This is a genomic window from Neorhizobium sp. T6_25, from assembly GCF_002968555.1.
Lineage (GTDB): Bacteria > Pseudomonadota > Alphaproteobacteria > Rhizobiales > Rhizobiaceae > Neorhizobium.
In genome coordinates this window covers 1-21575 of the sequence record NZ_PVBL01000040.1, presented here as the reverse complement: position 1 = coordinate 21575, position 21575 = coordinate 1, and the positions used below count along the sequence as shown (strand labels likewise).

19 protein-coding genes and 3 pseudogenes are annotated in these 21575 nt (G+C 57.5%); 12 read left to right on the top strand and 10 right to left on the bottom strand.

The features are described 5' to 3' along the window. The first annotated feature begins 7 nt into the window (after nucleotides 1-7). From C5L10_RS31645 to C5L10_RS31615, 6 genes are all read left to right on the top strand, one after another. Nucleotides 8-613 carry a hypothetical protein gene (locus tag C5L10_RS31645; protein WP_105432930.1) on the top strand — a complete coding sequence of 202 codons (606 nt, stop codon included), beginning with the start codon at nucleotides 8-10 and terminating at the stop codon, nucleotides 611-613. Beyond that, nucleotides 606-1454: a hypothetical protein gene (locus tag C5L10_RS31640; protein WP_105432929.1), complete on the top strand. Its 849-nt coding sequence runs from the start codon at nucleotides 606-608 to the stop codon at nucleotides 1452-1454. The genes C5L10_RS31645 and C5L10_RS31640 overlap by 8 nt, the downstream gene beginning before the upstream one ends. Before the next feature lie 216 nt (nucleotides 1455-1670). After that, the gene (locus C5L10_RS34790; protein ID WP_105432928.1) at nucleotides 1671-1970 is read left to right on the top strand and encodes a PAAR domain-containing protein; all 300 of its coding nucleotides are present in this window, start codon (nucleotides 1671-1673) and stop codon (nucleotides 1968-1970) included. Between the two features lie 239 nt (nucleotides 1971-2209). Further along, nucleotides 2210-2488: a hypothetical protein gene (locus C5L10_RS31630; protein ID WP_105432927.1), complete on the top strand. Its 279-nt coding sequence runs from the start codon at nucleotides 2210-2212 to the stop codon at nucleotides 2486-2488. Nucleotides 2489-2982: 494 nt separating this feature from the next. Next, the gene (locus C5L10_RS31625) at nucleotides 2983-3225 is read left to right on the top strand and encodes a hypothetical protein (protein WP_105416456.1); all 243 of its coding nucleotides are present in this window, start codon (nucleotides 2983-2985) and stop codon (nucleotides 3223-3225) included. 809 nt (nucleotides 3226-4034) lie between these two features. Next, nucleotides 4035-5714 (top strand): hypothetical protein, encoded by a 1680-nt coding sequence (locus C5L10_RS31615; protein ID WP_245448324.1) that lies wholly within the window; start codon nucleotides 4035-4037, stop codon nucleotides 5712-5714. A 112-nt stretch (nucleotides 5715-5826) separates the two neighbouring features. Here the strand turns inward: C5L10_RS31615 and C5L10_RS31610 are convergent, their stop codons facing one another. Together C5L10_RS31610 and C5L10_RS31605 are read right to left on the bottom strand one after the other, a co-directional pair. Continuing rightward, on the bottom strand, nucleotides 5827-6201 hold the full coding sequence (locus C5L10_RS31610) for a VOC family protein (RefSeq protein WP_046625492.1): 375 nt from the start codon (nucleotides 6199-6201) through the stop codon (nucleotides 5827-5829). A gap of 295 nt (nucleotides 6202-6496) precedes the next feature. Beyond that, complete coding sequence (locus C5L10_RS31605; protein ID WP_105432926.1) at nucleotides 6497-7324, bottom strand: LON peptidase substrate-binding domain-containing protein; 828 nt, start codon at nucleotides 7322-7324, stop codon at nucleotides 6497-6499. Between the two features lie 789 nt (nucleotides 7325-8113). Between C5L10_RS31605 and C5L10_RS31595 the strand changes: the two genes are divergently transcribed. Further along, nucleotides 8114-8857: a carbon-nitrogen hydrolase family protein gene (locus tag C5L10_RS31595; protein ID WP_105425036.1), complete on the top strand. Its 744-nt coding sequence runs from the start codon at nucleotides 8114-8116 to the stop codon at nucleotides 8855-8857. A gap of 69 nt (nucleotides 8858-8926) precedes the next feature. On the opposite strand, the pseudogene C5L10_RS31590 reads toward C5L10_RS31595, so the two are convergent. From C5L10_RS31590 to C5L10_RS31565, 5 genes and pseudogenes are all read right to left on the bottom strand, one after another. Beyond that, nucleotides 8927-9058: pseudogene (locus C5L10_RS31590) on the bottom strand (aminoglycoside phosphotransferase); the annotation flags it as partial. 723 nt (nucleotides 9059-9781) lie between these two features. Further along, a pseudogene (locus tag C5L10_RS31580) lies at nucleotides 9782-10513 on the bottom strand (phosphotransferase enzyme family protein); the annotation flags it as partial. 94 nt (nucleotides 10514-10607) lie between these two features. Further along, nucleotides 10608-11192: a hypothetical protein gene (locus C5L10_RS31575; protein WP_105432922.1), complete on the bottom strand. Its 585-nt coding sequence runs from the start codon at nucleotides 11190-11192 to the stop codon at nucleotides 10608-10610. Nucleotides 11193-11380: 188 nt separating this feature from the next. Continuing rightward, nucleotides 11381-12046 carry a hypothetical protein gene (locus C5L10_RS34030; protein ID WP_172717282.1) on the bottom strand — a complete coding sequence of 222 codons (666 nt, stop codon included), beginning with the start codon at nucleotides 12044-12046 and terminating at the stop codon, nucleotides 11381-11383. 229 nt (nucleotides 12047-12275) lie between these two features. Beyond that, nucleotides 12276-12667 (bottom strand): annotated as a pseudogene (locus C5L10_RS31565) (ester cyclase). Nucleotides 12668-12882: 215 nt separating this feature from the next. Between C5L10_RS31565 and C5L10_RS31560 the strand changes: the two are divergent. After that, nucleotides 12883-13455, top strand: coding sequence for an SMI1/KNR4 family protein (locus C5L10_RS31560; protein ID WP_046625477.1), 573 nt, complete (start codon nucleotides 12883-12885; stop codon nucleotides 13453-13455). Between the two features lie 14 nt (nucleotides 13456-13469). Here C5L10_RS31560 and C5L10_RS31555 read toward each other — a convergent pair whose 3' ends face one another. Then, nucleotides 13470-13619: a hypothetical protein gene (locus C5L10_RS31555; RefSeq protein ID WP_371412014.1), complete on the bottom strand. Its 150-nt coding sequence runs from the start codon at nucleotides 13617-13619 to the stop codon at nucleotides 13470-13472. 1136 nt (nucleotides 13620-14755) lie between these two features. Here C5L10_RS31555 and C5L10_RS31540 point away from each other — a divergent pair. Then, on the top strand, nucleotides 14756-15307 hold the full coding sequence (locus C5L10_RS31540; RefSeq protein WP_105432919.1) for a hypothetical protein: 552 nt from the start codon (nucleotides 14756-14758) through the stop codon (nucleotides 15305-15307). Between the two features lie 10 nt (nucleotides 15308-15317). Here C5L10_RS31540 and C5L10_RS31535 read toward each other — a convergent pair whose 3' ends face one another. Then, on the bottom strand, nucleotides 15318-15668 hold the full coding sequence (locus tag C5L10_RS31535; protein ID WP_046625469.1) for an ethanolamine utilization protein: 351 nt from the start codon (nucleotides 15666-15668) through the stop codon (nucleotides 15318-15320). 278 nt (nucleotides 15669-15946) lie between these two features. Between C5L10_RS31535 and C5L10_RS31530 the strand changes: the two genes are divergently transcribed. Next, nucleotides 15947-16459, top strand: a complete 513-nt coding sequence (locus tag C5L10_RS31530) for a YidB family protein (RefSeq protein ID WP_105432918.1) — start codon at nucleotides 15947-15949, stop codon at nucleotides 16457-16459. A gap of 67 nt (nucleotides 16460-16526) precedes the next feature. Here the strand turns inward: C5L10_RS31530 and C5L10_RS31525 are convergent, their stop codons facing one another. Then, nucleotides 16527-17684: an MFS transporter gene (locus tag C5L10_RS31525; RefSeq protein ID WP_245448322.1), complete on the bottom strand. Its 1158-nt coding sequence runs from the start codon at nucleotides 17682-17684 to the stop codon at nucleotides 16527-16529. Nucleotides 17685-17842: 158 nt separating this feature from the next. Between C5L10_RS31525 and C5L10_RS31520 the strand changes: the two genes are divergently transcribed. Continuing rightward, on the top strand, nucleotides 17843-18292 hold the full coding sequence (locus C5L10_RS31520) for a helix-turn-helix domain-containing protein (RefSeq protein WP_105432916.1): 450 nt from the start codon (nucleotides 17843-17845) through the stop codon (nucleotides 18290-18292). Nucleotides 18293-18464: 172 nt separating this feature from the next. Next, nucleotides 18465-20537 carry an ATP-binding protein gene (locus C5L10_RS31515; protein WP_105432915.1) on the top strand — a complete coding sequence of 691 codons (2073 nt, stop codon included), beginning with the start codon at nucleotides 18465-18467 and terminating at the stop codon, nucleotides 20535-20537. Nucleotides 20538-21575 lie beyond the last annotated feature (1038 nt).

Here is a 21575-nt window from a genome sequence, read left to right as displayed (position 1 = left end):
GTACCCAATGGCGATTTTGTTGCCCATTTTATTGGCAGGCAGCAGCTACTCGTACGCAGTCGCGGAGGATAAAAAGAAGATGCTTTCAGACGTAACGATTTACCTCAAGCCACCAATCCTTGGTCGGGGTGGAACGGTAATTGTCTTGCCAAAGCAGGTGTCGACCGAAGACTGGAGGCAATCGACAGGCTTCGAAAATCCGGCCCTAAATGATCAACGAGTTAGTAGCGCCAAGCCAATCGGCGACGCCGACCGTCGACTCGGCGCGGTGGCGTCAGATGTCGTGAGCATTGTTCAGTTCGACTATCCAGAAGACGGCACATTTCGCTTCCGTTTCGCGCCGTTCCCCGGAGCCGACTATCCAATGGAGAAGCTCGGGACCAAGCAAGTGAGCATTGGAGGGGTCGGGCAGGACATGCATCCGGTAAGCCAAGAGATTGTAAATGTCGGCCCGCTTCAAGTTATGCATATACTGGGAACCGACCATTCCGAAGAAGAAAGTCGGATAGCGGGCAGTGCGAAACGAATAGGGTTTCTAACCGAACGATATAGTTGCGTGAAATTCGACCACGTACTTTCCTGCTCGGCATCGAAGGATAGGTTTCATGACTGAAATCGCTCTTCATACACGTTCCTTTCATCCTCAGGAGAACTTTGGGGCTGGAGGATTGTTCTACGAGGGGGACAATAGAGGATTTTCGACCAGCCTTGGGGCAACGTCCAGAATTAAGCATGAGGTCGTGATCAATCTGGAAGCTGCAAAACTAATCGCCAGACCAGCAATATCGGACGTCAGCCGGAATGCGATTTTCGGCTTGGATCAGGACTACAGTGATCCTCGAAAGCAGCCCAAGGCAGAGGTGCACGGCCAGGTGGACCCGTATCGCAAAGATGGCGATCAGCACGCGCAAGTCTTTCTCTCCTACCGCGGCCAAAATTTCGCCATGCCCAATTCCGACGCTTGGCACGACTTTTACAAAGGCGTGGTTCCTGAGCTCGATGTGTCCAATTCGCTCGACATCCACATTGACCGGACGAGCAAAAAGATGACATTCGCCTGCCGTATGGTGGGCGACGGCTTTCCGAACGCTGAAAGCTTTCTCCTCGACAGTTCCAATCAGCCACTTTTTCTGGTGACACATCGACGGATCGGGTCAGCGACCGGGCAGCTCCATGGCAATCGGAGGATCGCCATGGCAGCCGCATCGGGGAAGGTCGATTTCCCAAGCGATCTGCTCGGCTCCGGCTTGGAAGCCTACTTCGCGCTTGACTATGCCACGCATGTGGGCGGTCCCATCGATTTGTTCGAGGAAAACGGAGGGAAACCTTCAAGCCGTGGCGCTTGGAACCAGATGCATGCAAGGCGAGACGCACGCGGCGACTGGATCCGCCGTTGGATATCGGACAACGATGTCCAATGGGTTAGAGGCCGTGCGGGCAGTTCCATGCCGTGAGCGAGTTTTTGGTGTTTTGAAGGGGCCACTCATGAAGCGATCGGCTGTTGCTATGCCTGCAACTTTCGCTGACGGGAATGAAGAGCGGGGCTTCGTATGGCAATTCATAGAGACGCATCCGTGTTTGGAGCGCGAGACATCGGGAAAAACATGCAAACGTCCGTAGGAATGACGAGAATGCCAGGGTTTTGACAATGGACTTGAGAGGTTAAGGCCATGCCACCAGCACATCGACGAGAAGACATCGGCTCGGGTCATGCATGCCATTTTCCTCCGAGCAATGCGACGGGTGGCAGCCCCAATGTCTATGTCAACAGCAAGCCACTCATGCGAGTGGGCGACGCCTACGAACCGCATGGCTGCTCCTCATGTCCCGAGCCCGCATATGGACGTTCTTTGACCGTAGGGTCGGGTTCCGTCTTCATCAATGGCAAGCCAGCCGGGCGGGTGGGCGACGCGATCGACTGCGGCGGGCATGCCCAGTCGGGATCGGAGAATGTCGAGATTGGCGGCTGAGAACGCAATGACGCAGTACTCCGGCACATATTGACACGGACCCGTCTCACCTCCCCGGTCGCGCATATCTCAACCTGCGAGAAGTCGTCGCATGATCTGTTCGACGATGCAAACGAGACCGCAGGTCCACCCTAGCCCGTCGCCGTGGTGCGGATGTCCTCGTCACCCCCCGATTTTGAGAGTTCCCCAGCGCCCATGTGCGGCTATACCTATGAGGGTGTTTGTCCGAGGAAGATGGAATGGAATTGGTTGTATTTGGGTATCAGATCGTGCCGGGCAGTGACGATTCTTTGGGCTTCGAGGCTTCCCTGGAGGATTGCCAGCGTGAAGCATTGTCCGAGCGTGAAGAACTTCGGCGGCATGACCCGGATCTGGAGCCCCTTGGAGCAATGGCCATATATCGGTTCACCATGGCTTGGCCGGACATCGACGGGCTACTTGCCGTGCTGAACGAGAAGACCTCGCTGCTGAATGCCCTTATCGTCGAGCGCAAGCTTGTAGGTGTTGTGGCGGACTAAACCCTGGTTCCTGCAACGGCATCGAGCCACCGCTTCGCTCCAGGACGCATGCCTGCCTGTCCGCTTCCGTACGCAAGCCCCCTCCTTACTTAAAAGTGGTGGAAGGCTCGCCTCGCATTCCCTATAGTTGCCTCTCCCATCAAGGCGGGTCTTCAACTTCGACTTTTTCCCTCAACTGGACATCCCAGGGCGGGCCGGCGGCCGGAGCGCGCTTCAGTGCAGCTCCGGCCGCACTTTCCATCGGAACCAATTGCCCAGCGGGGCGTTTGAGGTGGGTCGCGAGGGTACTTCCCCCGTCCCCGGAAAAGATCGTTCGCACCCCCAACGAACATCCCCTCGCGACCCTTCCGCCCACTTCAGGGAACCGTTCCACAAATTTCGACATCGCATTCGGGACCGAACGTGTTCAGCCTCCCTACGTCGTTCGCACAGCCGTCACAAAGGCCTCAACAAAATCTGGCAAGGCTTTGTGAATGCCCCCCTTGGAGGCTTGGATGCGCGAGAAGAAGCTTCGGGAGATCGAGAAGATCGCGAATACGATCAGAGAACTCGCTATCCCCGGAATGAAGCCCAAGGCGCTGGTGGATGCGGTTAAGGCACGGCATCCCCAGGCGACGAGAAAGGAAATCGCCCGAGCGGCATTTCTCGGCGTGATACTTTCTGCTGAGTACGCTCCCGAGGACACGCTAGCCCTTCACGACATCGCCGTGGAAACCCGTGACGACACTACGGACTAGGCGCGGTTGTCCGATAGCGGGCCACCGTCGTCCGCTACAAGTGGAGCCGGATCGATGGATTGATGCCGTGGATTTTTCGGCCCCACATAGCTTTAGCCTGCCGCAACGGTTCCCTTGGACCAACCTCCCTTAGGGCGTCGGGTTGGTTGGTAGGCATGGCACATTCGCACTATTGCGAGATCGAAACCTGAAGGCCTTTTCCACCCGGTGAATTTCTATTCTTGGTGCTTTGTCTTCCTCCAAGATTATGACCCCCGGGGCATCGTCACTCCCTGAACACGCTCTTCGAAAGGCCGTCATCACGGGGCCATAAACAAACTGGTAGCGACCAAGGTCGATGCAGTTGGGTTCTCCCGTAGTCGTCGGATTTCCGTTGGCATCACACCTCTCTGTATAGGAGAAATTGCTTGCCGCCGCTGATAGTCGGCTGAGAGCGGCGCTCGAACCGTAAGTTTCCCAAAAGAAGAACAGGACGAAAGCGAAACATCCGAAGAGAACGCCGATTCTGAAAAGACCGCGAGCTAGGCTAGGGCCGTTGTCGTCATCCTGCAATTTCATGCTTCTCTCATGGGAATTCTGACCTTCTACCTGCTGTGCAAAATTGCGGATGAAGTGCAGCGCGTCGGCCGTCGCGGGACGTAGATGCCCAACTCGCAACTGACGAGCGGTTGACGCCCCCAGCGTAGCTTTAGTTCTCAGCAGTTGCAATGTGACCAGCGTCCATGGAACTTCTGATTGCGCCCTTTTAGAATTTCTTGGGGAGAAGTCTGATAAGCATCTCCCCTATTGAAAGTGGCGGCGTCCGGGTCATGAAGGGTGAAGAGCAGGTGCGTAGACATTTCCCGATCTCGCTCGTTGGCCTGGTCGTGACCGGGTGCGTCTTCGCCCTTCAAGCCATACCGTTCACGGGCATTTTCCTGATGTTCGCGATGGCGATGGTTTGGTCGGTCGTGCTCGTGAATGGCAGCATGATTGGGGTCGCCATCGAGGCGATCATGGGGCGGGTTTCGCGCCTGTGGCTTCTGCTGCCACTGATCTTTTACGGAGGGTACTGGACGGTTGCAGCACTGGAACATTCCGCGTTGCGTGAGCTCAGCAGCCTCACCGACGCAGCTAACATGCAGGTCATGACGGGATTTGATCCTGCTCACCACGCCCTCGTCTTCGAGAGAGACGAAAACGGGAATAGCGCCTGGCTCACCAATAACTTCGCGCTAGCGGTCGCTTACACCGTCAAAGGCAATGTTCCAGAGGGTTATCTGTCCAAGCGGATGATCGAACGACCACTATGCGTCAAGCTCCGCGAGACCCGCGAGCTACAGTCTACAAATGTGCAGACTTCGGAGTTTCGTGATGGTGAAGCCTTCGCCTACGGACCCTTGGAAACACGTTTCTGCAATCTGTCGATGCCGGAAAGGCCAGAACTACCGATCGTTACGGTGAGCCGGAAGGAGACGACGGATTCCGAGAAAAGCCTGCCAGTGACACGGATAACGACGACCATCACCATGCCGGACGGCCGCAGTTTCCAGCTCCTCGGGGGCGTCGCCGCACCTCTCGGATGGATACCGATGCCGATCATCGGCTGCGGTCTTGATTCTGGAGCGGCGAGATGGGAATGCGGTGCCTGGCTCTCCCGAAACAGTCATACGCCCATTGTCCCGGGCGGCACCCCATACAGGCAAGCTTCAAATGTCCTCGCACGGGCTCTCGGACTTGTGCCTATCGCGATCGAAGATCGAGCCGGAAGCGATAGCGCTATGGTGCTGGCGAATATCGCCAGGATACAGGAGGCAACCCTGGCACGCCAGCTTTCCAACGTCGACGCGATGATCGCAGACCCGACAGCGAAGGTCACCGAATGGCAGATCGATGTCCTGGTCAGTCGCGCCGATGCCCTTGCCTCCCACGCCGGCGCGGTCATGACGGGCATCGAACGAGCAGCGCGCTTGCATTTAAAGGCGCGCGAGAGCGGCCGTATCCTTGCTCGACTTGCGGCCGCTCTGCCCCCAGGTGAATTCGCCGAACTCAAATCCCGTCTTCTGTCGATCTACGCGGATGCTGGCAACGATCACTGGCTTTGGGAGGCGGAGCCGCTACTCCGGCGGCTGGGTGACCTCGGCCCCGATGCCTTGCCCTACCTGATCAATCCACGCGCTTCGTTACCCTCCGTCGATGGAGCAGCCATAGAAGGCCTATGTCGTGTCGGCTCTTCGGCGCGCGTGGTCGCCGAACCTGTCCTGCTGGCCCTGTGGGCTAAGCCCAATCTTTCATATGACCTCCTTAATGATCTGTTTGTGGCGATGCGCCGAATGGGGATTTCTCCCCCGCCTCTGGTCGACGATAAGCGTAATCTCTTCGTCAAACTTCAAGCCGACTGGGAGAATGTCTCACCGTCGTCACCGTCCCGGGTTTGTGCGGCCAGAGAGGAACGCATCGCACGGGAGCAGGAAAGGATTGGCGGCGTCCGTCGACATAACCTGTACTGAAACGCTGCTCGATAGTTGGGAGCTTCGCACCCTGAAACGCGGAAGCGAATGAACCGCTTTCGGCACCTACTCGCCTCCAAGCATCGATCTGTCGCGCTGCTGACCCCCTATTTCATCTGGTTGGCTGGGACCGCGCGGTGAGTTTATTTCCGTCAGGATCGCGAAGATAGGCGACGAATGAGCCGTTCGGGCGTTCCCGTGGCGGGCTCTCGATCGCTGTGCCACCATGCGCGATACCAGAGGCATGCCACGCTAGAACATGGTCGGCGCTCGCGGCGGCGATACCGATCGTCCCGCCGTTGGCTGCAGTCGCCGGGTTGCCGTCGATAGGCTTGGTGATCATCAGCCGACCGCCCTCGTGGGTATAGATCAGCCTGCCTCTCGCATCCATCTCGCCGGGCCTGCCTCCCAATGCAGCGAACGTGGCGTCGTAGAAGTTTCGGGCCCGCTCCAAGTCGTTGCTTCCAATCATAACGTGGGTGAACATGCTTCATCTCCAGAAAGCTACCAAATAGTCCCCATCTTGCGTAACCTGACCTGGCTGTTTGGTGTCACAAAACCCCGGTCAAAGCGGCACCAGTTTTCGTGACTTTTGCGCCGACCCGCAATATGCAGTCATGCAAGAGGTGCAATGACCGATATGGCCCTTCTCCTCCATGACGCGTTACGGCCCATCCAGTCATTGGCGTCGAAAAATCCGCCGCGGAACTCCAGCTTTTGCGAACGAGTTCCGTGACGAGAATCCTCAAACCCCTTGAGAGAAAGCCGATACGTTGCGAAAGTTAGTATTTTGCGACGGCCTTGGGTCGGCCATCGCTCATCAGTTCGATGAGTCTATGCAGACGAGTCACCACGTCATTGGTTTCCAAGAGTTGCTGCTTGTGTTCGATAGGGGTGGATAGCAACGGGGCGACTGTGTCGGCTAAGAGGCTCGGATTTCCGATCGAAGGTAGGCCGAACCTAGCCTTTGATCCCGGCGGTAGTGCAGAAAAATCGACCTCGGCGTACGTCTGGTAGGCATCGAGAACCGCACTCGACAAAGCGGCGGCCTCCGCCGACTGGCCGCGTTCGTCGTCGATTGGTGCAATCTCCGCCGCCAGAAACACGTCATCGGTGAGCCGGACCATGCCTGTTCGCTGAAGCCCGCAGACGGTAACCTTGAGAGTCCCGTCCACCTGTGTCTGGCGATCGACTACGTTTGCTATGACTCCCACTGGATAGAAGGCTTCAAGAGTGCCGGGATGATCGTCGCCGCCATGCCTTTGGGCGACGACGAGAACGCGCCGGTCGCTGGCAAGAGCGTGTTCCACGGCCTGTCGGGTTTTCTCGCGCGCCACGAAAATCCGCGAGATCATGTGCGGAAACATGACCAAGTCCCGCATAGGAACGAGGGGGATCTCCGCCCCCGCTGGAATAGACGTTTCGCTACTCACCGATTTAGCTGGCGGCTGCGTCGCTTGGATCATTGCGGCCAATACGTTCCAGTCTCGAAAGCCAAGAATTCGAGCAACGAGCTCCTGGCTCTCACTGTTGGTGAAGGCGAAAGATTTGGCGTGAAGCGCTTCACGTAGGGTTTTTGCCATAGCTTTGGCATCGCGGAAATCGCGCATGGGATGATCCTTTGCATAAACGAACGGAAAGCGTCAGGGGCTTGCGTTGCTGACCCGTTCGTTCGGGCAAAGAGAGCCATAAGCGGCTCGATACATTCACCGTACCCCAAGGGGGCGCAAGCAGCAGGTCGTATCCACCGAGGACTAATTGTTCGCAGAAGGTTTGTTGCCTGTCAATCTTAGGCTTGGCGAGAGCCCGTTCTGGGGAAGGTGTTGGCGCGAAGCGGCCGCAGTCTACAAAGTGGCCTCAGACGCATACATTTGCGCTATCTATGTCGGACGGACTAACACAAGGAGTCACAATGTCCGCTGAAGCCAAAGTACACGTTTTCACCGCGATGTTCGAAGCCAACGAAGATGCGTCCGCATTCGGACATCCTCATTGGGAACCTGAACCCAATGGCGACGCGTCTGACGACGAGTACGCCGCGTGGGAGGACCGCAATCCTATATGGCCACTGAAATCGGAACTAGGTCACCGCCTCGACAGCGATTCATTGAAGTCATATGGAAAAGCGGCCAAGAGCCGGATTGGGACTATTTGCGGTCTCGGCTACACGACACGGATGTTACCGAAATCGAGAAAAGCGGGACACCCGCGAATACCTTTGTCCTTGTGGACCAGACGGCGTTCGGTGACGATGAGGTTGAGCTTCGGTCCACCCCGAACCTAACCTATCACGGAAGTTATCCGTCTCTCCGGTAGCAATATCCCATACCCACGACGGTTGATCACTGGATTAGTGGCGTGGCGTTCGACTGATTCTTCACGATGAAAGGACCTGAGGCATGGACACCGTCCGCATCGCCGCCGTGCAGACGCCAGAATTCAGGGGAGACGTTGAAGCTTCCCTATCCTACGCCGCGGGGGTCATCACCGAGGCATCGGCTCGTGGTGCCCGATTGCTTTGTTTCCCGGAATGCTTCTTGCAGGGATATCTGCTTGACGAGGCCGAGGCCCGGCGATCTGCACTAGACCTCGCTTCGCCAGAATTTCAATCCATCGTCGCTCGACTGCCGTTGACGGACATGGTCATCGCCCTGGGCATGATCGAGGCAAGTTCAGGTAGTCTCTTCAACACCGCAGCGGTCATCCAGAGTGGAGCGATCAAAGGGTTTTACCGAAAAACACATCTCCTCAAGTCGGAGGGTTTCTTCGCTCCAGGTGCGGAAACCCCTGTGTTCTCGGTCGAAGGACTGACGTTTGGTATCAACATCTGCTACGACACGAACTTCCCGGCCATGGCGAAGGTGATCGCCGATCAAGGTGGCACATTGATCGTCTGTCTCGCGAACAACATGATGCCTCGCCAACGAGCAGCAGAGTACCGTGATGTGCACAACATGGTGCGTGCCGAGAGATGCAAGGAGCATAGTCTCTGGCTCGTTTCATCGGACATTTTCGGAGAGCGAGATGGACGGGTGTCGTGGGGACCTACCACCGTGATCGACCCGTACGGCCGGGTCGTGGCGCAACTCGAATTGGAAAAGGCTGGGCTGCTGGTCTTCGACATCCCGATACTGCGGCAATGACTCCCGTTGGCCGCAATGCCGTCGCCGGATGTTCCTGTATGATACGACCCGCCGCTCCACTGAGACTGCTCAGACTGCCCGAACTTCGGCAAGCCGCTTGACCGCGTAGTCGTCGTTCCAGCAGACGGCTACCTCCCATGCGGCTGACGCTTGCGCTACGATGTCATGCGCGCCATCGCCGAGATCGGCGGCATTCTCGGGTCCCCGCCACTTGCAATTATCAAGAATGCTGGCGTGGCTCGACAACCAGCTGGGCGTTATCGCATCGAGGATGCCGTCTTAAACCGTTCAGTGTCGTTGACGTCTCATTCGTTGATCCCCCGCAGACAGCTCCTGCGAGAGCTTCTCGCTTATCCTCAATATGGCTGCCACAAATTTGATATTCGCGCTTGAGCGTGGAGAACATCGAGATCCAAGTCGGCGTATATGTCGTTACCTCCGGACCTCAGCAGGCTCCTTCAGCTGTATACCAGAAACAGTGTGACCAGGGAGTCAAACATCAGACAGAAACACGTGATACTAAACCCCCGATGCCTGCTTATCCCGAAGGAATTCGTCACGGCCTGAGACACAGCCATCAACATGTAGAAAAGAGGCCATATGAACAACGCCCCGCCGATGGTGTATTTCAGTCCCTTGTATCCATAGCGCATCAAATCGAGATAAATGATATCGGCAAGATAACATCCTGACATGAACAAAGTTATGTATACATACCTTATTTTCGTTCTGTATCTCGTTCGAATTACAAACGAGAAAATGCAAAATAGGAGAACGGATAGGGAGAAGTAGATATTTAGAATAAGTATCGGTGTCATCGTTATTGTGTGCGTCGACATCTCAACCTTCCGCTTTACCAACCGTGCTGGAACGAGTGATAAACGATTGCACCACTGCCTTCTCGCTCCCCACCGAGACTGATCGAACCGCACGAACTTCGGCAAGACACTTGACCGCGTAGTCATCCTTCCAGCAGACGGCGGCCTCCCATGCGGCTGACGCTCGTGCGGCGATGTCATGCGCGTCGTCATCGAGATCGGCGGCGTTGTCGGGCAGCACAAGGTCAAGGTCGGGGATGTCGACGTGGGACTCATCCCAGTCGATCAGCGCGACCCGGTCTGCGGTCATGCGGACGTTGCCCGGGTTATTTGGGTTGCCGTGGACAACGCATGTCCGACGCCCGATGAGCCGTGCCCACGCTGCTCGACATCGAAGAACACCCTCGGGCGGCATCGCGGTGAGGTTGATCCTCGTTCCGGTCTCGGCCTGCAGGAGGTCGATCGATGACCGCCAACCTGGGCGCTGCGGCCAGCCCAGTGTCAATCGATGCAGTTCCCGGAGCGCGTCGGCGACGCGACGCCAGTCGGACTTCGTCTCGGGCGGTCCGCCCTCCATGTATTTCATCACCACCAGACCGTCCGCGAACAGGCGGCCGTCCGTCGTCGGGATCGGTACTGGAACGGTCATGCCTTCACGGTCGAGGTATCGGAGCAGGTCTGTTTCCCATGCGAGGTCAGCGTCGCTCCTGGAGCCGAGACGCCCGACGGCGATCCGGCCGTGGATGCGAACGCTCCACACGTCGTTGGCCGATCCACCAGCCAGCGGTTCGATGCGAACCGCGTCTTCTCCCCATCGCCCGAGTGCATCCCATCCCATTGGCTAACCTTCGTGGTCGAGATCAAATTGACGGGAAATAGAGGGAATTTCAGACGCCACAATGTCCCCTGAGTGCCGCCAGTCAGACATCCGCCTATCGGGCGCAATAGGCCCTGTTCGCAAGCCCCGAAAGCTCGGTTCCTTCCACGCTGCCCGTCATCGCGGTCAACTCGATCACTTCTCCGCATCCCGTATCGAATTCGAACTCGATGTAGTGGGCCGTTGGGGGATCGAATGACATCCGGGGGCCGAGGATACGGATGTTGCGGATTTGTCGGTCGAGATCAACAACCCTGATTTTGTCGGGAGAGGAACGCGCCTCCTGCTTGATCAGGAACTCCAGCATGGGGCGGGCTGCTTCCTCGGTGTCGATCGGGTGGTACTCTCGGGAACCATGAAGATACAGGGCGAGGACGGCGAGAAGCAGGCACGCCACTGATCCCGTAAGCGCACCGCGTCGCCAATGGCGGCCCCTGCCAAGGACAAGCGTCAAGCCAGCAGCAAAACATGAAGCTAAGGCAAGCCAGATTGATCCCAAAAAGATCAGCCAATCGTTTGGAGTTTCACCGTTGCCAACAGAACGGGCGATGAGCCAAGTCAATAGCGCTAGCGCCGACATCGCGAGGATGACGACAACAACGACACCAAGAGTCGCCACATACTTGGTCACCGACGTCATTCGCCTCTTCATGGCTTGTCCAAGCGCGGGGGGTCGCCCACCTTACGTTTCATCATCTGTGATCAACGGGACGCGCGACAGACCCGGGCTGAAAAAGCCATCGTTCCATTCCATCATAGATGACGCAGTTTCAAGGAGAACGCGACGTGAGCGAGCCTCCCAGCGACAGGACCTACTCGTGGCTATTGTTACCATCCCGTCATTCTCAACTGGGGCGCTGGTGTCCGGCCTACCGCCGCCCGATCCCGAGAATGATGATCAGGAACATAAAAACTGGCATTCCGGTCAAAAGGCTTACCCACCCGAACATAAGGAGCGCTCTCAGGGTCGGCACGCAGCGGAATATCCAGAAAGCGCTGGCTGAGGGGCAATAGGTGGCATGGGTCCCGCCGTGTAGGACGATCATAGTGAGAGTAGAGGCTGCTATCGCTCCGGCGATTGCGCTCATGACAAGCGCATAAATCAGCCGGCGGGAGATCCTTATCGGTTTCATTGCCGCCCCCTATCACGTCGATGGAAAGCGCACCGCATTGGCTACAGGCGGGCCGCGGAGGTTCCGAGCGGTTGTCGCTGTCACGTTTCCCCGAACTGTACTGCCGATAGGAAGACTGCTTGACTTCATATTCGTAAAAGGAAGAGATCCGAGGCTCAAAATTGCCGGCCACCAACAATGCAAGGTATGGGGCAACAGTGATGTCTTGGTTGAGCGCGCAATTCAACGCCGTAAAAGGGTTGATGGTTGACGAGATAGTTTCAGAAATTGCGATTGAGTCATCAGTAGGAAAAGCACTTTGCTGGTGCCAGTTGAGGCGACGCAAGTCGTCGGCGGAAACGTACGTGGTGATCAAATCCAAGGGTGGAGATGCCACGGTATGGGTTCCGATTGAATTGAGTGAGGCGCGCAAGCTAGCGGCATACCTCGAACAAATTACGGCTAACGTTGAACCCCTTACAAAACCTCCGTCCTCTTTGTGACCGTATAAGTAAGCTTCACCCTTCAAGCCCCACACGAATTTAGGGTGCGGGTGTCGTCATCACCGCGAATCGACCCAGGCACTTCGGCCAAGGAGGCGGCTGGCCGACTCACGAATCAACGAGCTGTGCCTCGATTGCGGCCTTATCAACCACCGACCATACCGAACTGATCTTCGATCCCGTGAACTCGTAGAAGACGTTCTCCGTGAAGGACACGCGACGTCCGTTGACGCTCAGGCCCAGAAACTCGCCCTTCGGGGAGCAATCGAATGAAAGGGGCGCGGCAAGGCGCGGCGGCTCGCAGACAAGCAGTTGAATGTTGAAGTGCAAATCCGGGATATCTGCGAAATCCTTCACCAGCATTTCCCGGTAGCCCGTAACCTTAGCAGCCGACCGTTATGCTGTACGTTATCGTCAACGAAGCGGCCAAGCTCGTCCCAGGCCTGCCGATTGAGGCAATCCAGGTAGGCACGATATGTATCAGCGAGTTTTCCGATCATTGGCTGTCTCCCTCCGCCGAAGGCCCAAATGCCGAGCAGTCCTTAAAAGGTGGAGATATGGCGCACCCTCCCCTTCCTCCAAGTCGGCGACTGGCGTCTTCATTGGCAGGTAGCGCGAAAGCTGCCTTGACGACGCGATCTCCTGTCACACTTAGAAAGACCGGGGATCACAGCCCATAACATGACAGGAGGCCACACTGAGCAGTGACAACATTATGCCGTTCCGACCGTCGGACAGTCTTTCGAAATTCGTGGCATCGCCCCTGGTCATCAGGCGTTACGGCGGTGCGAACGCGGAGGGCTTGGCCGCATACGAGCGCGACTACGGTGTCCGTTTCTCCGATGCATATCGGCGTTTCCTGATGCGGGAAAACGGGCTGGACTACGCTCTTCCTCATGATGGCATTGATGCACTGCCTACTGATCAGCGTCGTGACGCGTTCATCCTATCGGATATCAACACCCTGTTCGGCATAGGCAACGGCCATCCTTATTTCGATCTCGAAGCCCTCGCACCAGAGATGGGCTTTCACGACTACAACCTCACACCGTTTGCGCATGTTGTCGGTCTCGGCGGCGATTTCTCCACCCTCGTCGAGATCACCGAAGGCGAGCATGCGGGCAGGATCATTTATACCGACGGCGAGTTGTTCCACGGCCTTACCCACGACGACCTGGACGGCAAGTCCGCAGACGCAGCCGTCGAATATCTGTCGGAGATCGGCTACTACGCTCCCATTGCGAAAGATTTCGACGACCTGCTCGACAAGTTCGCCCGCCTCAGCTGAGAACTCTCAGGGTGTCAGCAGGGCATTGCTACCTCGACCAATCGCGTCCAGTAGGCGACACCGTATGATATCGCGGCATCGTTGAAGTCATAGGCGGGATCATGCAGGCCTGCCGAGCTGCCGTTGCCAAGGAGCGCGATGTTGCCGGGCCGTTGTTCCAGCATGAACGCGAAATCCTCAGGCCCCATGAGCTGCGGGTGGTCGGGTCAACGGCATCGAACCCCATGACGGCACGGGTGCCCCCCGCACGGTTCGTGCTCCCGAACGGCGACGTAGCCAGCCCGGACAATCTCACCTAAGCCGCTTAGGTTTTCGGGTATTTGCAGGGTTGATTTACCCCAAGCCCAATATCCAAGACCTCACGGCCGTGATTGGAAAGCCGTAAACCTCTTCGAAAGAGGAACATCGCACTCCTCTACCGGTTGATGGTGTCGAGGAAACACGATGAACGCGACCTGTGTCAGCCACCAGCATCCCTCGGTCGCATTTTACCGGGACTCGGAGACGGTGATTAGCCTCCCAGTGAACACCCTTTCGCGGGCTGATCTGGCCGCTGCCACGGCGGTCCTGATGTGAACGAAACAGTCGAAACGGCGCTTTTGGTCACGGTCGTCCTCGCCATGCTCGCTTACGGCGCATGGTGGCGATAAGAGCCGCCACCGCCAGCTTTGACATTCACTAGGTTCATCCTTTTGTCGCCAGCGTATTAATGATTTTCAGGCTTCCGGCTGGCCAGGAAACTGATTTGGGCATATACAGGCACATCTCCCAGGAGATGTGGCGGACCCAAGGCCCGGCATCGATTAGCCGGGCTTCTTTCGCGTTACCCCCCGTCATAAGCAGGCGGAACAAGCAGCGCACGTACACAGCATATCCACAGAACATACCCTCTTTTCCATCACAGCCTGTGAATAATGCAGTCCATTCACCGGGGACGCTGGCTCAGTGAATAAGGTAGATCGGTCTAGGCCGACCCTCCCGTCCCATTCCAACGCCACTGTCTTCGACATCGTTGCTTTATCTGCCGGAACCTCTGTCGATGATCGCAGTTCTTCATCTCCCCAAATGATGGAGTTTCCATGGACATCTCTAGCACCCGCAGTATCTTATCGGACAGACCCGAGCAGACCGCCGGGAGCCTCCTCAGCGCCCGACTGTCTAAAGGTTACAGCGTGAGCGAACTCGCTATCGCGACCGGCCTGACCGAGACCGAGATCAAGCTCGCGGAAGACGGGCGAATGCAGAAGCCCGACTACATCCGCCGTATCAAATCGGCGCTCGCGTAGAGCGCGGAGTATCGATGGACGACTTTCGCTCGGAATTTTTCGATACGATCCAGGACCTCTGCGACATCGCGGAAGGACCTACGCTATTTGACCAAGCCGTCTGGAAAGCGGAATACCTGACCCGATCCGGCCACTGGTACCACTACTACGGGGTCGTCAAAGGCGGGAAGGCAGCGTCGATCGGGCACGACTACGATTGTCGTACGGGCATTTCGCATGACGTCGACGCTCACACATTCTTATTCACGCTCCTCGACTTCGCGACCAATGACGCGATCGCCTCGTATTGCGGCGGACGTTATACCGCGACGGACATTGTGGAGGAGGTTGAGACCTCGGGACTGCAATCGTCGGAGGTTCTTCGGATCGGCGTCGAGGTGCGCGAGCGGCTGGCATGTGGTCGCTCCGTGACGACGGTGACCGATTTCGCGTTCGTCGGTCTGCTCCAGAATAGACGGGAAGATGTCAAACTGCGGTGCCTTTCATCGCGGGAACAGGTTTCGCCGAAATGGTGCCGGGGGCGGCGCTTCATCGGAAGCGCTCCTCAGTTCGTCGGCAATGGCTGAACCGGTAGTTCTAGTCGTGAACCTCCGCCCAGTGGGGATATGTCACGTAGGCCGTGAGCGCTCCCTCCCCCTCCGTCGTAATCGTCACCGCCTCCCCCTTGGGCATGTAGACGATCTCGCCCGGACCCGCCGTGACGGTGCCAGCTCCCGTCGAGACCGCTAGCCGCCCTTCCAGAACGATCATGACGTCATCGACTGCTATGGTTTCTGTGAGGGTCTGACCCGGAGCATACCGGCCGTAGCCGATGGTGATCGGCCCGCCGTTCTTCTCGTCGACCAGGTTTCCGACGAAGATATCGGCATCCTGTCCTGGAGACCTGACCATATTCGCGTCCGCGACATTGAATTTCTGGACTTTCATCGCTTTCTCCCGTTTTGAGGGAGGTAGAGCGGCTGCCAAGGATGCCAAGACCGACAAACGGCACGGCGACACGCATGTCGCCGAACGGGTGCCTTGTTCCAACACCTGCCAGAGACGTTTCATGGGGATCGGGGTAACGAGGACCATCCACGGCCTCTACAAGATGATCGACGACGTCATGTAACCCTCGAGCGAGATGGTTTCTGGTTCATCAGGATGCCTCATGCGGAACCACAGCCAAGATCGCTCGTTTATCGCCGAGATCAAGGAGACCAGACATGGCCAGCGGACCACTCAAAGCGCTTCTCGCCGTCCTCGCAGTCGCAGGATTTCAGAACCGCGATCGGATCGCCGAAATCCTAAAGGGCGTAACCGAGCGCCAACGGACGTCACCGGGTGGAGCGACACAGGGAAGCGCGGCGAATGCAGCCCCGGGATCGGATGGCGGTATCGACGACATTCTTAACAGGTTGCGGACAGGCGGACTTGGAAGCTTGGTCAGCGGCGGCAGCATCGGGTCGATACTCAACGGCGGCTTGAGCGACCTCCTCGACCAATTCCGACAGGCCGGGCAGGAGAAAAAAGGCGAGTCATGGGTCAAGCCCGGGGCGAACGATCCGATCAATGGTAGCGAGCTCGCGTCAGCGCTGGGACCAGATGTCCTGCGAGACATAGCCACGCGAACCGGCATGTCGGAAGAGGAAATCTTAAAGCGCCTCTCCGAGAACCTGCCCAATGCAGTCGACGGCCTTACACCGGACGGAACGGTTCCGCCCGCGTCCGCTACTTGACCCTGACGTAGGTTCAGCCAAACAGTCCTCGTCAGCGACTTCCTCAAGAGGCAGCAGCGAGAACAGGTTATCGATCGGCAGCTGCCGTCAGCCGCGTGGCGACCCACAACGCGAGCGCACAGAAGCTGAAGGTTCCTCCCAGCAAGCAGACTCCCGGCCAGCCGAACCATCCGTAGGCGGACGTTCCCGCGATCGCCCCGATGGCGCTGCCCATTGAGTAGAAAATCATGTAGCCGCCGATCAGCTGACCGCTGCGTAGTGGATTCAGAGCCACGACGACGCTGAGATTGGTGACGTGGACGGCTTGGACTCCCAGGTCGAGCAACAGCACGCCTGCCAACATCAGCGGAATGGAAGACTGAAGGAGAGCGATTAGCCCCCAGGATACCAACAAGAGCACCAGAGAGACCCCCGTCGTCCATTTGCCATCGCCGCGATCAGCAAGTCTTCCGGCATAGGTCGCCGCAATTGCTCCGGCCAGTCCGGCAAGGCCGAATAGACCAATCCTGGTATGCGAATACAAAAACGGCGATGCACTGAGCGGCAGGACCAAGGCTGTCCAGAACGTGCTGAAGGACGCAAAGATGAGGAGCGCGAGGGGCCCTCTGAGAAGCAGGACCGGTTCGCGCAGGAACGTGCGCGGGATAGAGATCAGCGCATCGACATAAGTTCCGGAACCTGGCCCTGCGGAACGCTTGGGCAGCACAGAATTCAGAACGCCGACCATGACGACCATGGATAGCGCAGAGGCCATATACACCGCCCGCCATCCGCCGAAATCAGCAACCACACCGGCTACCAAACGCGCAGCAAGGATACCGGTGACGACGCCGCTGGTGACCATGCCGACGACCCTGCCCCGTTGGGCCGCCGTAGCCAAGGCCGCCGCATGGGCGACAAGTATCTGCACCAAGACCGCCAGCAGCCCCACAACGGCCATGCCGAGGAGAAGGATCATTTTCGACCCTGCAGTCGCCACGACCACGAGAGCGATAGACGCCAGCAGTCCTTGGACCTTGATGAGACTTCGCCGATCCACAAGGTCGCTGATCGGCACGATGAAGATCAAGCCCAACCCGTAGCCGACCTGGGTCAGCGTCACGATGAGACCGATGGCGACTGGCGAAATTGCAAGGTCCTTCGCCATGAGGTCAAGCAATGGCTGGGCATAATACACGTTGGCCACGCTGAGGCCCGCCGCCGCCGCCATGATGAGCGAATGCATTCCTGACAAGCCGTCTCCTTGCGTCCCGTGAGTAAAACGGGTTGACCTGGCATCCATTGGGTTCCTCGTGTTCTCGTTCCAATTCCTTGTTGAGACCACTTGGCTTGGTTTGATTCTAGTTCTAAGTTAGAACCAGTTTAACCCGAGGGAGATCACCGATGGTGAAACGTGTCAGCCAATGGAATGCTGGATGCCCCGTAGCCCGCTCCCTCGATGTAATCGGCGACTGGTGGTCCCTGCTGATCATCCGCGACGCCTTCGACGGCTCGCGCCGGTTCGGCGAGTTTCAGTCAGGACTGGGCATAGGCAAAGCGGTGCTGGCGACCCGATTGCGCGACCTGGTGGAACGGGGGATATTCGAAACCGCGCCAGCCTCCGATGGGACCGCCTATCGGGAATACGTTCTCACGGCGAAGGGGCGCGGCTTGTTCCCGGTGATCGTGGCGCTCCGTCAGTGGGGCGAGGATTATTTGTTCGCTCCTGACGAAAAGCGGTCTCTACTCGTGGACAGGGAGAAAGGCGCACCGATCGCACAGCTTGACGTTCGATCGAAGGATGGTCGCTCTCTTGCTTGGTTTGATACCCAGGTGCTCTACGCGGAGATTTGATCTAGCCTCAGGTTCGGTCCGCGTGGGAGGACGACTACGGCTTCAGCTGCGGGATTTCACGACCTCTTGAAACACTCGCAGCACATTCGAAATCGAATACAACCTATCTCTCAATTTCCACTTTCTCATTGCGCACGGCCGATCTAAGAGGGTTTGAGGAGAGTTTCTACGCATGGATACACATCTACAGGGCCGCCTTAGAAACTTCACCCTTCCTCGGAGGAGTGGGCTCATACCGCTTTTCGAGGCGGTTGTGAACTCGATCCATGCAATCGAAGAGCGTTTCGGTACCCCGGAGGCTGTCGGCAATAGCGGGACTATCGACATTCACATTCGTCGCGAGCCGGAACAACTCGCTCTGAATCTGCCCGGCGGGCGACGGCAGCGGACTATCACCGGGTTCGAAATCGTCGACAACGGTGTCGGCTTCACCCAGCAGAATTGGGATTCATTTAATCAGCTTGATTTCACTCTTAAGGCGGACAAGGGGTGCAAAGGCGTGGGTCGCCTGACTTGGCTCAAGGCCTTCGACGACGTCGCAATCGAGAGCTGGTATATCGAAGACCAGGTCCTGAATCACCGATCATTCGATTTCTCGAAAAGCAGAGAGGTCTCCGGTGGTGAAGCCAAGGCCTCTAAAATGGAACACACCATCGGCTCGCGCGTGTTTCTGAGGGGGTTCCGTAAAAGCTACGCTGCCTCCGTCGAGAAAACCGCCGAGGCGATAGCCGCACGCTTGCTAGAACACACCATCTGGTACTTCGTCCGAAAAGCGGGAGTCCCCAAGATCGTGATCCACGACGAACAGCTCGATGCCCCGATCGATCTCGACGATCTCTTCGACGAACACATGCATGCGGAATCGAAGCACGAGGAATTCACGATCAAAGGTGTGCTGTTCGACATCACGCACGTAAAATTCCGCCTCAAGCAAGACCGCAAACACGTGCTGGCTTACTGCGCGGGGCAACGCCTCGTCCTTGAGGAGCAAATCGACTTGCCCGGGTTAACGTCGAGCGTGCAAGATCATGATGGCCCATACAGGTACGCCGGCTATATCGTGAGCGACTTTCTCGATGAACGGGTGGTCGCCGAGAGGACGGGCTTTGACATCGAGGACGAAGCCGAAGGACTGTTGGCTGAGACGGAAATTTCCCTTGGAGATATCCGGGAAGCCGCCGCCCCGCTCATTCAGATGTTTCTCGGACAGTCACTCCTGGACAACATCGAGGCTGGCCAGAAACGCCTCCAAACCTTCATCCAAACTAAGGCTCCCCACTACCTGCCAATCGTCAGGCACATGGACGGCGACGAACTTTTCGTCGATCCGTCGACCACTGACGCGATGCTCGACCGCGCGCTCCATACGCGAAAGTACCAGGTGGAGCAGTCGCTGTTGGAGGAAGGCAGCCGCCTCCTCCGTCCTGATCTGACTGACACAGTCGAAAGCTACTCGGAGCGCGTCGCGTCCTACATGGAGAAGCTCCAGACCGTTAAGCAGTCCGACCTAGCGGCCTACGTCACCCATCGGCGCGTCGTCCTTGATCTGCTCGGCAGCGCACTTCCCATAAAGGACGACGGGTCTTTCGAAAGGGAGGAAGTCGTCCATAATCTCCTGATGCCGATGGGGGTGACGAGCGAGGACCTCGACCACCTTCGTGGGAGCAATTTGTGGCTTCTCAACGAGAGACTCGCTTTTCATCAACACTACCTCGGCTCAGACAAATCACTCAGCGCCCTCCCCTTCACTGGCGCGACCGGGGGCAAAGAACCGGATATTGTGAGCCTGAACATCTATGATAACCCGCACCTCTTCGGAGAAGTCGAAGGAGCGAACCAACCATCGATCACAATCGTCGAAATCAAGCGGCCGATGCGTAAAAATTACGGATTAGGCGAAGAAAAAGATCCTATCGATCAGGCATACAACTATGTTCGCCGCATCCGAGCGGGCGGCGTGCTTAGATCTGGTCGCCGCATTGCGAACGCCAGCGAGATTCCGGCGTACATATACGTGCTTGCTGATTTGACGCCGAAAATGCAGGAGCGGTGCGAGTATGCAGCGCTTAACGCCTCACCGGACGGCCTGAGCTATTTCGGTTGGAACAACAATCCGAGTATCAAGGCCTATATTGAAGTGATCGATTTCGAAGGTCTTCTAGGAGCCGCTGCCCAACGCAACGCCGCGTTCTTCGAGCAACTCGGCCTTGGATCAACCCCCACAGCCTCCATCCGCCGAAGGTAGCTCATCGTCTGCTCAAACGGCACGCGTACCCCCTCGGAGGCGCAACAGCGAAACGATCTTAGCTACATTCAGCTAAAACCCGGCGACGCCGTCCTGCCGATCCCTAGAAGGCGGTCGCAAAGTTGGGTTTTGGAACGTGATCAACGGCACCATGGACGCGGTGTCGGCGGACATCCGTTTGCGCCACAGACGAAAGGAACGGCAAGGCCCTCAGAAATCAAGGTCTGCCCAACATCGCGGCCGTTCACCTTAAGCGTCCCGCAACTCCTACCATGATTGCACTTCTTGGTGCCCTCGGTCCCAGGCGCACATGCGCAGGCAACAAGCTTCAGATCGGTTGAGGTTGCCGTCGCCACCAGTTCCCTGAGACGCTCGGACGCTCTGTTTCCAAGCGCGGCCTCACGGGAACATCGCGGTTCGAACTTCTCTGGTGTGTTAAAGCCCACCAAACGAACTCGAGTCCCGTTATCCAAACGTATCGTGTCCCCGTCGGCAATGGAGAAGCTTGAAGCACCCCGCTTCGCCGAAGCTCCGGCCTGCGGCGCGACGGAAGAACTCTTGAGAGTAACGTCCTCGGTGCTCGCATCAGGGGTCAAAAAGATTCCGAAAAAACCAACGATCATCACCATTGCCAACGACGCGAGCGTGAGCCCACGTCCAAGAGCAAACACTGAGCGGAACGCACGCGGGGGCCGCAAGGGATAACGGGGACGGAATGGATTGCCGACACGGAAGGGGTTGAGGCGCAGAGGATTTCGCCCGCGTGGGCGCTGAACTCTTGATGGGTCACGCGGCGACGGTGGATGGGGCTCAGGTCGGGGATTGTCAGCAACAACCCCAAGGTCCCGCCATTCCGTTGGCGTCCCCGTAAGGCGCTTCAACATGGAAAGTTGTTTTTCACTGAGCTTGGTGATCGTGTCCCATGGAGTGGTGTAGCTGGATTTCATAGCCATCGGTGATTTCCGTTAGGGTCGGGTTGCTTAGAGCCAACCTGAAGGACACCACCGATGACCGACGACATGATGAACCTGCGCTCAC